Annotated in this window: 13 protein-coding genes; 11 read left to right on the top strand and 2 right to left on the bottom strand. The window is 34.7% G+C overall.

From position 1 onward, the window contains the following. Positions 1-91 precede the first annotated feature (91 nt). Positions 92-295: a hypothetical protein gene (locus HWV59_RS16730; protein ID WP_407941584.1), complete on the top strand. Its 204-nt coding sequence runs from the start codon at positions 92-94 to the stop codon at positions 293-295. 110 nt (positions 296-405) lie between these two features. Here HWV59_RS16730 and HWV59_RS16725 read toward each other — a convergent pair whose 3' ends face one another. Further along, positions 406-855, bottom strand: coding sequence for an Hsp20/alpha crystallin family protein (locus tag HWV59_RS16725; RefSeq protein ID WP_102229008.1), 450 nt, complete (start codon positions 853-855; stop codon positions 406-408). A 163-nt stretch (positions 856-1018) separates the two neighbouring features. Here HWV59_RS16725 and rarD point away from each other — a divergent pair, with 163 nt between their 5' ends. From rarD to bshB2, 4 genes are read left to right on the top strand one after another with little or no spacing between them, the layout of a single operon-like run. Then, on the top strand, positions 1019-1957 hold the full coding sequence (rarD, locus tag HWV59_RS16720) for an EamA family transporter RarD (protein ID WP_175639550.1): 939 nt from the start codon (positions 1019-1021) through the stop codon (positions 1955-1957). Positions 1958-1968: 11 nt separating this feature from the next. Further along, positions 1969-2256 carry a hypothetical protein gene (locus HWV59_RS16715; protein WP_175639549.1) on the top strand — a complete coding sequence of 96 codons (288 nt, stop codon included), beginning with the start codon at positions 1969-1971 and terminating at the stop codon, positions 2254-2256. Further along, positions 2253-2603, top strand: coding sequence for a YojF family protein (locus tag HWV59_RS16710; protein ID WP_175639548.1), 351 nt, complete (start codon positions 2253-2255; stop codon positions 2601-2603). The genes HWV59_RS16715 and HWV59_RS16710 overlap by 4 nt, the downstream gene beginning before the upstream one ends. Positions 2604-2645: 42 nt before the next feature. After that, positions 2646-3311, top strand: coding sequence for a bacillithiol biosynthesis deacetylase BshB2 (gene bshB2 / locus HWV59_RS16705; protein WP_175639547.1), 666 nt, complete (start codon positions 2646-2648; stop codon positions 3309-3311). 91 nt (positions 3312-3402) lie between these two features. On the opposite strand, the gene HWV59_RS16700 is transcribed toward bshB2, so the two are convergent. Then, positions 3403-4767 carry an MATE family efflux transporter gene (locus HWV59_RS16700; protein ID WP_175639546.1) on the bottom strand — a complete coding sequence of 455 codons (1365 nt, stop codon included), beginning with the start codon at positions 4765-4767 and terminating at the stop codon, positions 3403-3405. Between the two features lie 297 nt (positions 4768-5064). On the opposite strand from HWV59_RS16700, the gene cdaS reads away from it, so the two are divergent. From cdaS to odhB, 6 genes are all read left to right on the top strand, one after another. Beyond that, the gene (gene cdaS, locus HWV59_RS16695) at positions 5065-5688 is read left to right on the top strand and encodes a sporulation-specific diadenylate cyclase CdaS (RefSeq protein ID WP_235991763.1); all 624 of its coding nucleotides are present in this window, start codon (positions 5065-5067) and stop codon (positions 5686-5688) included. Positions 5689-5931: 243 nt separating this feature from the next. Further along, positions 5932-6993, top strand: coding sequence for a C40 family peptidase (locus HWV59_RS16690; protein WP_175639544.1), 1062 nt, complete (start codon positions 5932-5934; stop codon positions 6991-6993). 149 nt (positions 6994-7142) lie between these two features. After that, positions 7143-8030: an AAA family ATPase gene (locus tag HWV59_RS16685; protein ID WP_102229002.1), complete on the top strand. Its 888-nt coding sequence runs from the start codon at positions 7143-7145 to the stop codon at positions 8028-8030. Between the two features lie 10 nt (positions 8031-8040). Next, positions 8041-9960, top strand: coding sequence for a vWA domain-containing protein (locus HWV59_RS16680; protein WP_175639543.1), 1920 nt, complete (start codon positions 8041-8043; stop codon positions 9958-9960). Between the two features lie 529 nt (positions 9961-10489). Beyond that, a complete protein-coding gene (sucA, locus tag HWV59_RS16675; RefSeq protein ID WP_175639542.1) occupies positions 10490-13330 on the top strand; it encodes a 2-oxoglutarate dehydrogenase E1 component in 2841 nt (946 codons plus the stop codon). A 125-nt stretch (positions 13331-13455) separates the two neighbouring features. Further along, the gene (odhB, locus tag HWV59_RS16670; RefSeq protein WP_175639541.1) at positions 13456-14709 is read left to right on the top strand and encodes a 2-oxoglutarate dehydrogenase complex dihydrolipoyllysine-residue succinyltransferase; all 1254 of its coding nucleotides are present in this window, start codon (positions 13456-13458) and stop codon (positions 14707-14709) included. The last annotated feature ends 198 nt before the right edge of the window (positions 14710-14907 follow it).

Here is a 14907-nt window from a genome sequence, read left to right as displayed (position 1 = left end):
TCATTTACCTATTATATAGGTGTAAGCCCACTCAAATGATCACCTTTATGAATACTTATTAGTGTAGGTATTTCAAGAGGAGGTTAAAAAGATGGGTCCGTATATGATGAGAAATGATTTCAATAGACCTTACCCGGGGGGCAGATTTTTTTTCGGTGCACCGTTTGTTGGCGGTCTTTTGGGTGGCTTAGTTGGAAGTGCGATTTTAAGACCAAGACCATTTTATCCATATCCTCCATATCCTTATTATGGCTATGGTTATGGCTATCCATATGGTGGTTATCCTTATTATTAATGTAAAAAACTACCTGCAAATGAGTGCAGGTAGTTTTCTTTCTTTCGATAAAAGTATTCATTCTTTTCTTTAGGCTGTATTTGCAAAGATGGTGGCTTATAAATTATATCTTAGGTTATATCAATCTCAGATAAACTATTTTCACTTAGCTTAATAAACTGGATTTCAATTCGGTCATCTAAAAATCTTGCCTTAGTGCCTTTTCTTTTTACAGGTGATGGAAGCATATATTTTGTTTGTTCAGATTCCTTAGGAAAGTTAATGATGAATAATTGATGTGTGGTATGTTGCAGCTTAATTGCTTCTCTATCCGTATCGGTTAAAGGAATGTTTACATAAACATAGTCGCTGGTTTCAAATATTTCAGGTTTTCGTATATTTGGAGATTCTTTTTGAGAATACTCTCCTTGAGAAGGGAAATCGCCATGTGAATAGTCTCCACCGAATACATTCTTCATTACTTGTTGAATGTAGTTTTCCACTTCCTTTGGGTTCATTTTATTTAATTGTTTTGTAAAACCTGATTGACCAAAGGGAAATTGTTTATCCCATGGGAACATATGATCACTTCCTATTTCGTATCAATATTTTTTATATCATATGCGACGATCCGAAATGGGTTATAGTGCATATCTGTTGTCGGACTTGATCTAAGATGTATATAATGGAATTTGAAAAATGAAAATAACAGCTTTGTGTTGACATGAATTGTGAGGTCGTAATATGAATACTGATGAAAATTCATATAAGAAGGGCTTATTTTATACTGCCTTTTCTTATTTGTTATGGGGGATACTTCCTCTTTATTGGAAGTTAATACATGATGTAACTTCAGAAGAAATTTTGGCACATAGAGTTTTTTGGTCATTTCTGTTTATGCTCGCCCTATTGACCTATTCTAAGGAATGGCCAAATGTAATTGATGCTTGCAAGAGAATGACGAAACAACCCGGTTTAGTTTTACTTCTTATTTTATCTTCTGTTTTAATTAGTATAAACTGGTTTGTGTATATTTGGTCTGTAAATCATGAGCACTTGATTGAAACGAGCTTAGGATATTATATAAATCCACTTATAAGCGTATTATTAGGGATGATATGTTTTAAGGAAAAATTGAATCTTTGGCAGAAGTTATCTTTTATCATTGCAGGTATTGGTGTCTTATATATGACATTGAATTATGGACAAATTCCATATATCGCTTTAACACTTGCCATGAGTTTCGGATTATATGGTCTGACAAAAAAGATGACGAAATTAAGCTCTGGAATAGGGTTAACATTTGAAACAATGGTTGTGACACCAATTGCTATAATCTATCTAGGAGTAATCGCTTCAAAAGGAGAAATGGTTTTTCTGCAATTTGACTTAGCAACAAATTTATTATTAATCGGAGCAGGTATTGCTACAGCTGTCCCATTACTTCTATTTGCAAGCGGTGCTCAACTAATACCTTTGTTTATGGTCGGTGTTTTGCAATATATTGCGCCAACTATTACATTAATTATAGGTGTTGTACTATATAAGGAACCATTTACTACAACTGAGTTGATTACCTTCTCTTGTATATGGACTGCCTTATTGCTTTTTACACTTTCTAATTCAAGATATTTTAAAAAGGTTGAATTAAAATTCAAAAAGCCAAATTCAATTGAAATGTAGGAGTGGAGACCATGACAAGAATTGAACTATTAGAAGCTTATAAATCACTTTGGTCAAACCGGGCGTTACCGATGGATGAAAATCCCGCTCTTACATTAAAAAATGCGGTTGAAAAGGAATTAAATGATGAAATGACTCATCCAAGATTACGCAAAACACCGCACCAAAAGTTTTCTTTATCTGTGAAAAGAATAGTTACCTCTTCATTAGATGATAATCAAAAAATACAACTTATTGAATACCATCTACATATTTTAGAAGAGCTGGAAAATGAAACGATTAGAGGGGGTTCACTATGAAAAGTATTACAAAACAAGACGTTCAAGCATATCTAGATCATTTTTTAGATAAACAAGTATATATTCATTTAGAAACAACAACAGGTTCCTATTCTGCGCATAAAGATGAAAAAAATATGACCGTTGTGGCTTTTATCCGCAATACAAAGGTAACCTATCATCAAGCTAAAATAACAGGAAATGGCCCATATCGTATTGGTCTGAAATTAGAAGATGGTTGGATTTACGCAGAAGGGTTAACAGATTGGACCTTTACTGAAGAAGGTCAATTATTAACTGCAGGTCATAATTCAGAAGGGCAATTAGCGATTGCTCTACAAATAAGTGAAAAGCCATTTCACAATTAAGGTTAAGCAGCCTTAAAAATGATTTCTAGAGGAGAGTATAACATGAAGGAACATGTTTTAGTTATATTACCACACCCCGATGACGAAGCCTTTGGAGTTGCTGGTTTGATTGCGCAAAAACGTAAAGCAGGTATACCTGTTACCTATGCATGCGGGACATTAGGTGAGATGGGAAGGAATATGGGGAGCCCCCTTTTCGCGAATCGGGAATTACTGCCTCAAATTCGTGAAAAAGAATTAATTGATGCATGTAAGGCAATGGATATTCAAGATTTACGAATGCTCGGACTTCGGGATAAGACGCTCGAATTTGAAGATGATGAACAGTTAGCAGATCTTTTTGAAAAGATTATCGATGAAGTTCAACCAACCCTAATTGTTACTTTCTATCCGGGACATGGTGTACATCCTGATCATGATGCATGTGGCGAAGGTGTTATTCGCGCATTAAGGCGTAAACCAATAGAAGATCGGCCTGTTACATATTGCATGGCGATTACGAAGAATAGATTTGAAGTTATTGGCTATCCTGATGTTGAAATTAATGTAACAGATGTAGCAGATATTAAACTTAATGCATTAAGAGCACATCGTTCCCAAACAGAGGGAATGTTAAAAGCAATGGAAGAGAAATTCTTAAATAAAAACCCGGAAGTTATGCATTGGTTTGAAAAAGAAGTATTTTATACGTATAAATGGAATGATTAATGCTAAAAAGAGAGTCCCACTTCAGTTGAAGTTGAGACTCTCTTTTTTAGTAAGAACAGTAAGTGAAAAACTTTTATGGATAGTAGTCTTTCTAATTATTTTGTGCAAACGACATATCATATTTTTTCTGAATCCTATAAAGTCGAACAGATAATCCAATAGCCCCAGCGGCAAGACCTGAAATAAGACCGATCCAATATCCGAACGCATCTAGAGAAGTAAAAGTTGCAACAAGATACCCAACTGGGAGTCCGATTACCCAATAAGAGATAAGGGCCATGATAAATGTTACATTCACATCTTTATAGCCTCTGAGAATGCCTTGAATAGGGGCAGCAATCGCATCAGATAATTGAAAGAAAATAGCATAAATTAAGAAGTCTTGAGTTAGCTTTAGTACTGCAGCATCAGAAGTATAAATGGATGCAATTTCCGGTCTAAAGAAATAAATAAGTGCTGCTGAAATTGTGGATAGCAAAAGTGCTAATCCTATACCTAAATAGCTATATTGCCTTGCATCTTTTATTCTTTTTGCTCCAACTTCTTGACCAATGACAATGGTGAGAGCCAGTGAAATACTTAATGGAAGCATGTAAAGGAAGGAAGCGAAATTAATAGCTGCCTGATGGGAAGCAATTGTGACTGTGTTATATTGACTCATAAGTAAAGTGACAGCTGCAAAGATACTAGTTTCAAAGAATATTGAAAGTCCGATAGGTACACCGATTTTTAAGATCTCTCCCCATGCTTTAAATGAAATTGGATAAAGAGTCTTAAAAATATTGTATTCTTTAAATGGAGACCGCTTTTTTATGATGAAAATCGCAATGGCTGTTATACACCAATAGGTAATAGCAGAAGCTATACCTGCACCGATTCCTCCTAGTGCTGGAAATCCAAACTTACCAAAGATAAAAAGGTAGTTGAACACAAAGTTTATTGGTAAGGAAGCAAGAGTAATAATCATTGTTACTCTAGTAAAACCTAGTGCATCAATAAAACATCTTAAGACGGCATATAAAAACAATGGGAAAATCCCCATTGATAATGTTATTAAATACCACTTTGCTATATGGCGAACCTCATACTCAAGCCCCATATTAGTTAAAATAGGGTCCAATATGAAAAAACCAGAGACAAGTATAATTACTGAAATAAAAATACTAACATATAGCCCCTGTACAACCATATATGGAACATTTTTTGTGTTTTTTGCACCAACTAATTGCGCAACAATAGGAGTTATAGATAATAAAATACCACTTAATCCTGTATAAACGGGTACCCATAAACTTGATCCTATCGCAACACCTGCTAAGTCATTGGGATGAACCTTACCTGACATGGTTGTGTCAAAAAAGTTCATGGAAAAGAGACCTAGTTGAGTGATAAGAATTGGAAATAAGATACTTGAAAGATACATTATTTTTTTCTTGTTTAAAAAGTTAATTTTCATGATACATCCTCATTTCAAAAAGTTACCTAGAGAATTATAACATGAAAAAAATAAATAAAGACTATTTTGGTTGATTGTTGTCAGATTTACGCGACTCGCCTTTGAACATCTGATAATAAAAAAATCCTAGCGATATAACCCCTAAGATACTGAACGTATATTGAAGTATTTTTTGAGTAACCATCCATACACCTCCCACAATTAGTATGGATTAATAAATGGAAAAAATACACAGACTGAAAAAAACATAAAAATTTTTGAATGAAAAAGACTAATCAAAAGGGAGGATTGAGTAAATTGGAACATAATCAAACTTTTACTTCTATAAAAAACCACATTGCTGTTCACCTAAGTCAGATAATTGAGGAAACAGAAGCAATGCGGGATTCTCTTGGTGAAAAAGAATATTGTCTTTTATGCGAACTTGCTCATATTCGTGATCATTTTAATGAAATACAATCTTCTGCATCTTTCTTTTATTTAAAAGCGTATATAGAAAAATTCACTAGCGAATACATAGAGATAGCAAAAGCAATACAAAATCTGGCTGAAAAGAGACATGGGGCACTAATTGTTGTTGAAAGAGGGGACTCAGTTGATAATCATATTCAAGGAGGTATTCCCTTAAATGCAACGATTTCCAATCGATTGATCGAAAGTATCTTTTTTCCAGGAAATCCTTTGCATGATGGTGCCATTTTAGTGAAGGGTGATTATATTATTTCAGCTGCAAACGTTTTACCTTTAACAAATCAAGATTTTGGTGCAGAAAAAGTAGGGACAAGACATAGAGCTGGTATTGGTCTCACGGAGATAACAGATGCATTAGTGCTCATTATATCAGAGGAGACAGGAAAAATGTCGTTTGCATTAGGTGGAACTCTTTATCCTATTATTTCTACAGGATCTACTCTCCAATAATTTAAAAGACTTAAAAGTCAGAACAAAAGATTCTGGCTTTATTTTATTCGAAAGAAAAAAATGGAAGGACAAGAGTTTACAAATAAAATAGAATGATTGTCTTTATATGGATTATTTTGTATAGTAAAAAGGAAAGTTTTGTATCATTTTACCTATTTTTATTATATTTCTTTATAAATGTGTAGTTTTATGTCTGATAATCTATTAAACTAGGCTTATGATGAGTAGGAGGTAATAGTAAAAATGAAACAAAAAATATTAGGATTGACTGCTACAGCAGTAGTAGGATCATCATTATTTGCTTCAGTCGCTGCAGCAGATGAAAAGATAAAAGTAAAAAGTGGTGATACACTCTGGGATCTGTCAAGAGAGTATGACACAACTGTTAGTAATCTAAAGCAATGGAATTCATTAAATAGTGACTTTCTTCAGGTTGGACAAGTTATTACAGTTAAAGCAACGACGTCTACAAGCAAACAACCAAGTAGTACAACATCAAGTTCGTCTGCATCTACACCTGCTAAAAATGTTACATATACTGTAAAAAGCGGTGATTCATTATGGGTAATTGCAAGAGCACATAACACATCGGTTGCAGAGCTAAAGAAACTAAACAACTTAACAAGTGATTTAATCCGCATTGGCCAAAAACTAACCGTAAAAAAACAAGCTGGTCAAACTACTCAAGTAAATGAAGAAAAGGTTAATGAAAATACAACCCAACAGGAACAATCAAAAGTCGTTTCTACTTATAAAGTTATTCCTGGTGATTCCTTGTGGAAAATAGCCAATAAATTTGACATAACAATTGCTGAAATAAAAGTAGCAAATAATCTTAAATCAGATGTTATTAGAGTTGGCCAGGTATTAAAATTAAATGGTGACAAAACGATTGATCAAGATACATCTAGTTCCGTTTCTAAACCTGCACAATCACAAAATCAATCCTCAAAAATTGATACAATGATAAGTGAAGCAAAATCATTAATGGGAACTCCTTACCGTTGGGCAGGGAATACACCAAGTGGATTTGATTGTAGTGGTTTTATTTATTATGTTCTAAATAAGGTTACATCAGTGTCTCGCTTAAGTACAGCGGGTTATTGGGATAAGATGAAATCTGTAAATAATCCTGCAGTAGGAGATTTTGTCTACTTCACAACATATAAAGCAGGTCCATCACATATGGGAATTTATTTAGGAAATAATGAATTTATTCATGCCAGCAGCTCTGGTGTTACAATAAGCAAATTAGATAATTCATATTGGAAGCAGCGCTATCTTGGTGCTAAACGTTATCTATAGAATCCATCCTAGGATTCTATTTTTTTTTATTAATTTAATTAGAATTAGTTATTAATTACCACCAAAAGTATATTTGTAAACTTTGAATACTTTAATGCTTTTTAGTATACTCATGATTGGTAGAAACGATTGAAAAAGGAAGGACTATTATGAATAACTTAGAATCTTATCAATTACCAACTGACATTCAGAAATTAATACAAGATAGATCAACAAGAGAAGTGAGTAAGGATGATGCATTACTAATTGGCGAGAGCGGATATACTCCATCTGATGATTCTATATTATATGATGCTATGATTGCATTGGCACTGGGGAAAAATGTCTTATTAAAAGGCCCGACCGGATCTGGGAAAACAAAGCTTGCTGAAACTCTATCAAATCTTTTTAGGCAGCCTATGCATAGCATTAACTGCTCTGTGGACCTGGATGCAGAAGCTCTTTTAGGGTTTAAAACAATTGAGAATCATCAAAATGGGACTTCGATTGAATTTGTTCCTGGACCTGTCGTAAAAGCAATGAAAAAAGGGCATCTCCTTTATATTGATGAAATTAATATGGCTAAGCCGGAAACACTTCCTATATTAAATGGAGTTCTAGATTATCGACGAATGATTACAAATCCATTTACAGGTGAAGTTGTTAGATCTCACAGCCACTTTGGCGTTATTGCGGCGATTAACGAGGGATATGTGGGAACAGTACCATTAAATGAAGCATTAAAAAACCGTTTTGTTGTTATAGAAGTTCCATATATTCAGGGTGATGAATTGCAATCTGTCCTTGAAAACCAATCAAAGCTTACAGATCCATTATTAATCAAAACCTTTACAAAGCTGTCTGCCGATTTGTTAAGCCTTGTTCAAAATGGTCAGGTTTCAGAGGAAGCAGCATCAATCCGAGCGTTAATTGATACATGTGATTTAGCAAGCTATCTTCCTCCGAAACGTGCTGTTGAAAGAGGAATTGTTGAAAAGCTGGAGGATGAAAGAGAAAAAGCAGCCATTAGAAATGTGGCTGAAACTCTATTTGAGTGAGGTTTTCGTTTTGAGATTTATTAAGTTCAACGATCAACAAGTTGATTCATTTCTTTTTATGGAACTATCTGATCTAGCAAAGGGACTAACAAAAAATGGTGAGATGGAAGTGGATTATAGTGTTCAATCTTACTTGGATCCATTTGAAAAGAAAATATATGTAAGTCACTTTTGGGATCATAGAGAAAGATCTGAAACAGAATTAGCTTTAAAAAGTGATATTTATTTACGAAGTATTGGGAATTATTTTCATACAGATTTTCGTGAGCTTGGTTTATTTGTAGAAAAGGTGAGACCTTTAAAACTTTGTAGTTTTGCCAAACAACTATGCATGCTTTTGGAAGATCTTCGACTAGAAGAGATATGTATAAAAGAAAGACCTGGCACAAAAATGGCGTTTCGTTTAAGAAAAAGGCTATATCGAAGACATTTCCAAAGTCAACTCATTATTCATAAGGAACGGAGTATTTTAACTGACGCTCTATTCAATGCAATCTATTTAATCCTGACAGCTGAATCTACTTTGGAACAGATACCTGACCTCTCAGAAAACCTGGACCGTACCTTACCATATATTCAATCTCAAATCTTCCAAGTTTTCGAAGCCGCTTCAACAGCTCATGTAATTAAGCTTGTTTTAAACATTGTAGATATATTAGAAGAGGTTCTCGAGCATGATATGCTTAATACGTATTTTTATTTAGCTGAGCTTCCATATGACTCTATAAAGGAATCTAGTCTTTATGATGAGTTAAAGAGAAAATCAAAGTTAAAGAATAAAGATCAAATTGAAGATGCCAAGAAAGGTGATGAAGATGTCCATAGTGATAAACTTCCAACCTGGCATAGCGAAACAAGTAAACCGACCAAAAGTTTCTTGCAATTTGATTTAGAGCAAGGGACAAATACTACGCTTAACGGTGACGGTACAGTTCGTGAAGGTGATGATTCAGATCAAGCACTTGCGATGGTACAAGGAACATCAGGGAAAGCGAAACGAAATGATTATTCAAAACTAGAAGCAATGGAGTCTCAAAAGGAAGAAAGATCTAGTACGGGAGAGCTTGCATATGGAAAGGAAAATAGATATGCAGTTCCAGTATTTGTCCAATCAAAGCCGCCATCAGCAGATGAAAGAGAACAATATCAACAAGACCGTAATGATATTCTTCTCTTTCAGAAAAAATTAAAATTAATGATACAGAAAACATTGGAGCATAAAAGAACTTTGCCGAGGTCAGATCTTCATATTGGAAGGTTAAATAAAAAACTTTTAAGAATAGTAACTGATGAAAATCCTAAGCTGTTTTATAAAAAACAGGAAAAGTCGCCAGATATTGATGCTGTTTTCACCCTCTTAGTTGATTGCTCTGCTTCCATGTTTGATAAAATGGATCAAACAAAGCTGGGAATTACACTCTTTCACGAAACATTAAAATCTGTAAAAGTTCCACATCAGATTGTTGGTTTCTGGGAGGATACAAATGAAGCTTCAAAAACCAGACAGCCGAATCATTTTCATACCGTTATTTCATTTAAGAACTCAATACAAAGACAAGTGGGACCAGAGATTATGCAGTTATCACCAGAAGAAGATAATAGAGATGGATATGCAATAAGACATATGACTGAGCAATTAACGAAAAGAAATGAAAAGCAAAAATTTCTGCTTGTATTTTCTGATGGTGAACCGGCAGCAACCGGTTATGAAAGGAACGGAATAATAGATACACATGAAGCTGTCCTGTATGCCAGAAAATTGGGAATTGAAGTAATAAATGTGTTTCTATCGACTAATGAGGTAGAGGAAGCGACCAAAAAAACAATACAAAATATATATGGTAGATACAGTGTTTTCGTCGAAAAAATTGATGAACTTCCTGAACAATTATATCCTTTATTAAAAAGATTGTTATTAAAAACAATATAGTTTTGATGTAATATTTAAAGGGTATACTAAACAGAAAATAAAGGACAAAATCTTATCATTCTCTCCTTAGAGAATAATTTGGGTTTTGTCCTTTTATTTTGAAATGATTTTTCTTTCTTTTCTACTATTATTTTCAAATAAATAGGGTAATGATTAATTATATAAACGTTCATCTGGACAATTCGAAAAAATCTTATAATTTACATTAAAATAATAAAAATTGTACTTTTTTTCCATGAAATTGTAGTATGATAGAAGTATGGAATATGGAGTATTATTTGATAATTCCAATTAATCGAATAATTGACAGCGCTAAGAATAGATAATGGGAATAGGACTAAATTTTTTAAAATTTTTCATACATCTATCTTGGAATGTGGAGACACCAATGTTAAAATAGTGTTGGAAGCGTTTTAATATCATACTACTATACTTGTAAGAGTGGTTAATATCGTAGGAAAATAAATTTTTTCCTATGTATCAGAATATTCTTTTCTGAACACTTATGAATCTTTGGGGGTAATGTAAGATGGCAGTAGGCAATAGCAAGCAAAAATTCCCTTGGGAAGACTTCCATGGACCAAACCTCGGCTATGTCATGGAACAATATGATCAATATAAAGTTGATCCAAACTCTATTGATATAGAATTGAAAGAAATATTTGATAACTGGGGTTCTCCTTCTCTACAAATGAAATCAACTAATCAACCAGCATTAGCTGAAAATGAAACAATTTCGGCTGATAAAATGAAAAAAGTAGCAGAAGCTGTAAAGCTTGTGACAAATATCCGCAGGTATGGTCACTTAAATGCAGCAGTGTATCCTTTCGAGGAAACTGGTGAGAAAAATGAATTTTTACGTCTTGAAGAATATGATTTAACAGAAGAAGATTTAAAGGATATTCCTGTACACCTATTATGTGAAGATGTTCCGGGACATGTAACAAATGGTCTTGAGGCATACCAATACTTAAAGGAAGTATACAAAGGTTCAATTGCATTTGAGTTCAGTCATGTACATAATTATGAAGAAAAAACGTGGCTTCTTAAAATGGTTGAGTCAGGAACTATTTTTAAAAACCTGTCGAAAGAAAAACGGGTTTCTATATTAAAGAGATTAGCAGAAGTAGAAGGATTTGAACAATTTCTACATCGGACATTTGTAGGGCAGAAGCGTTTCTCAATCGAAGGACTAGATATGCTTGTTCCAGTTCTTGACGAATTGATTTCGAATGCAGTCCAAGCAGGTACAGATACAATCAATATTGGAATGGCACACAGAGGACGATTAAATGTATTGGCCCATGTACTTGGAAAGCCATATGAAATTATCTTTTCTGAGTTTCAACATGCTCCAAATAAGGAATTAGTACCTTCAGAAGGATCTATAGGCATTAACTATGGCTGGAGTGGTGATGTAAAATACCATCTTGGTGCTAACAAGCAATTCAAGGATGAAAGCGTTGGACATGCGAAAGTAACGTTGGCTAATAACCCAAGTCACTTAGAATTCATTGATCCGATTGTTGAAGGTTATACTCGAGCTGCACAAGAGGTTCGTACAGAGAAAGGCTATCCTAGACAGAGTGTTAATGATGCGATGGCAATCTTAATTCATGGTGATGCTGCGTTTCCTGGTGAAGGAATAGTTGCCGAAACTCTTAATTTGAATAAATTAACAGGTTATCAAACAGGAGGTACAATCCATATTATTGCAAATAATATGATTGGTTTTACGACAGAGAGCCGTGATTCTCGTTCTACTAAATATGCAAGTGACCTTGCAAAAGGGTATGAAATTCCAATCGTTCATGTTAATGCTGATGATCCTGAAGCATGTATTGCAGCTGTATTTATTGCAATGGAGTATCGCAAAAAGTTTAAGAGCGACTTCTTGATCGATCTCATTGGTTATCGCCGATTCGGCCATAATGAAATGGACGAACCATCTATGACACAGCCTCAACTATATGAAAAAGTGCGCAAACATCCTACGGTTCGTAATTTGTATGCGAAATCACTAGAAAATGAGGGTGTAGTTGACTCAGGGGATATCCAGAAGATCAATGATGAAGTACAGGCAGCATTTGAGAAAGCATATCAGAAAGTTCCTGATAAAAATACTGTACAAACTCATGAAATCAAATTACCGAATTTTGTTAATAGTGGACTTCCTACTTTCCAAACTGCTGTTACCAAAGATAAATTGCTAAAGTTAAATGACGAGTTAGTTAAATGGCCTGAAAACTTTAATGTTTTCTCTAAATTACAAAGAATTTTAGAAAGAAGAGCTAATGCTCTTAAAGAAGAGGGAAAAGTAGAGTGGGCTCTTGGAGAGGCATTGGCATTTGCATCAATTTTGTCTGATGGAACACCAATTCGTTTAACTGGACAAGATTCCCAACGAGGTACATTTGCGCAAAGACATATCGTTTTACACGATGTTAACACTGGAGAGTTTTATTCACCATTACACAAACTCTCGGATGCTAAAGCATCATTTGCTATTCATAACAGTCCATTATCTGAAGGTTCTGTTATCGGCTTTGAGTATGGATACAATGTATATGCTCCAGAGACTTTGGTATTATGGGAAGCACAATATGGAGATTTTGCGAATGCTGCACAAGTATTTTTTGATCAATTTATTGCAGCAGGCCGTGCAAAATGGGGGCAAAAATCTGGACTAGTCATGCTATTACCACATGGTTTTGAAGGGCAAGGACCAGAACACTCAAGTGGAAGGTTAGAAAGGTTTTTACAACTTGCTGCCGAGGATAGTTGGCAAGTAGCTAATTTAACAAGTGCTGCACAATATTTCCATATTTTACGCAGACAGGCTGATTTGCTTAAACGAGAAGAAGTAAGACCGCTAGTGATCATGACGCCGAAAAGCTTGTTAAGAAATCCACAAACTGTGTCTGACCTAAATGAATTATGTGAAGGTGAATTCAAGCCTGTTATTGAACAACCAGGTCTTGGTCATTCTCCAGAAAAAGTGAAGAGACTTGTTCTATGTACAGGAAAAATCGCAACTGACCTAACGGATAAGTTGAATTCTTTAGAGGGTAATCAGGACTGGGTGCATATGTTGAGAGTGGAAGAATTATATCCATTCCCTAAGAATATAATCCTCTCAATATTAGAGAATTTATCTTCTCTTGAAGAAATCGTTTGGGTTCAAGAAGAGCCGCAAAATATGGGGGCTTGGACCTTTATTGATGCAAAACTGAGGGAAATTGCACCTGAAGGAGTTCCTGTTAATTATATTGGAAGAAGAAGAAGACAAAGTCCTGCAGAAGGTGATCCAAACATTCATAAGAAGGATCAAGAACGTATTGTGACAAAAGCATTGACTTGGAATAAGTAATATCGACCATTTATTAATTGACTAAATTGAAAAATGCGTAACTTGCTAATGATTAATATATCGCGTCTAATCGTAAATGTATGGGCGAAACTCTTAAAAAGCAAGTGCTCAAGGGGGAACCAACAATGGCTGAAATTAAAGTACCAGAACTAGCAGAATCTATAACTGAAGGAACTATTGCACAATGGCTGAAACAACCTGGTGATGCAGTAGAAAAAGGTGAGTATCTTTTAGAAGTTGAGACAGACAAAGTAAACGTTGAATTAACTGCTGAATTTTCTGGAGTTTTAAAAGAGCTACACAAAGAATCAGGTGATACTGTTCAAGTTGGAGAGACAATCGGAGTAATTGATGAGAGTGGAGAAGCTTCTAGCTCACAGTCAGAAGAAGTTAAGCAAGAAGCAAAGGCACCAGAAGCTGCTCAACAAAATGAAGGTGAAGATAAAAATGAGAAAATGCAACGTCCAATCGCTTCACCTTCTGCACGTAAACTTGCACGTGAGCGTGGAATAGATTTACAACAAGTACAAACAATTGATCCTTTAGGTCGAGTAAGAAAACAGGATGTTGAATCTTTCTCAGGTCAAAATGCACAAAATCAGCAGCAACAGGCTGAAACACCTAAAACTGCTGCTGCACCGAAACCGGCTGCTTCTGCTCAAGATGATGTACCTGGAAAACCTGTTGAGAGAGTTAAAATGTCCAGAAGACGCCAAACTATTGCAAATCGCTTAGTAGAGGTACAACAAACAGCAGCAATGCTGACAACATTTAATGAAGTTGATATGACAGCTGTCATGGAGGTTCGTAAACGTAGAAAAGATAAATTCTTTGAAACTCATGATGTTCGTTTAGGGTTTATGTCATTCTTTACAAAAGCTGTTGTAGCAGCATTAAAACAATTCCCGTTATTAAATGCAGAAATTCAAGGGAATGAAATTTTAATGAAAAAGTTCTATGATATCGGTATTGCTGTATCAGCACCAGAGGGTCTAGTTGTTCCTGTTGTTCGTGATGCAGATCGCTTAAACTTTGCTGGAATTGAAGGAGAAATTCTTAATCTGGCAACAAAAGCACGCGACAATAAACTAAGCTTAAGTGATCTACAAGGTGGAACTTTCACGATTACAAATGGGGGAGTGTTCGGCTCACTATTATCTACCCCAATCCTAAATGGTCCACAAGTTGGTATTCTTGGAATGCACAAAATTCAATTGAGACCTGTTGCAATTGACAATGAAAGAATGGAAAACCGTCCAATGATGTACATTGCTCTTTCATATGATCATCGAATTGTTGACGGTAAAGAAGCAGTTAGCTTCCTCGCAACTGTTAAAGAATTACTGGAAGATCCTGAATCATTATTACTTGAAGGTTAATCTAAAAAGATACGAAGGTTGGCACTGATTGATAGGTGTCAGCCTTTTTTGCTTGGATTTGGTTTGTAATGACTTTACTAGTCATTTTATTATTAAAGGATTTCTATAATGTTATTATGTAATCTAGAAGCAGCATGAAAATATTTTTATAATATAATTTAAATTATGCTAGTAAAATGTTAAAATGTAGACTTATAT

Origin of the sequence: Metabacillus schmidteae, from assembly GCF_903166545.1 — a bacterium.
Classification (GTDB): Bacteria; Bacillota; Bacilli; order Bacillales; family Bacillaceae; genus Metabacillus; species Metabacillus schmidteae.
The sequence above is the reverse complement of the archived record's forward strand: the minus strand, read 5'-3'. Positions and strand labels throughout refer to the sequence as shown.

Excerpts from the sequence above, each read along its gene's own strand:
- HWV59_RS16730 (WP_407941584.1), top strand. The coding sequence starts at position 92 with ATGGGTCCGTATATGATGAGAAATGATTTCAATAGACCTTACCCGGGG.
- HWV59_RS16725 (WP_102229008.1), bottom strand. The coding sequence starts at position 855 with ATGTTCCCATGGGATAAACAATTTCCCTTTGGTCAATCAGGTTTTACA.
- sucA (WP_175639542.1), top strand. The coding sequence starts at position 10,490 with ATGGCAGTAGGCAATAGCAAGCAAAAATTCCCTTGGGAAGACTTCCAT.
- rarD (WP_175639550.1), top strand. The coding sequence starts at position 1,019 with ATGAATACTGATGAAAATTCATATAAGAAGGGCTTATTTTATACTGCC.
- odhB (WP_175639541.1), top strand. The coding sequence starts at position 13,456 with ATGGCTGAAATTAAAGTACCAGAACTAGCAGAATCTATAACTGAAGGA.
- HWV59_RS16710 (WP_175639548.1), top strand. The coding sequence starts at position 2,253 with ATGAAAAGTATTACAAAACAAGACGTTCAAGCATATCTAGATCATTTT.
- bshB2 (WP_175639547.1), top strand. The coding sequence starts at position 2,646 with ATGAAGGAACATGTTTTAGTTATATTACCACACCCCGATGACGAAGCC.
- HWV59_RS16715 (WP_175639549.1), top strand. The coding sequence starts at position 1,969 with ATGACAAGAATTGAACTATTAGAAGCTTATAAATCACTTTGGTCAAAC.
- HWV59_RS16700 (WP_175639546.1), bottom strand. The coding sequence starts at position 4,767 with ATGAAAATTAACTTTTTAAACAAGAAAAAAATAATGTATCTTTCAAGT.
- HWV59_RS16690 (WP_175639544.1), top strand. The coding sequence starts at position 5,932 with ATGAAACAAAAAATATTAGGATTGACTGCTACAGCAGTAGTAGGATCA.
- HWV59_RS16685 (WP_102229002.1), top strand. The coding sequence starts at position 7,143 with ATGAATAACTTAGAATCTTATCAATTACCAACTGACATTCAGAAATTA.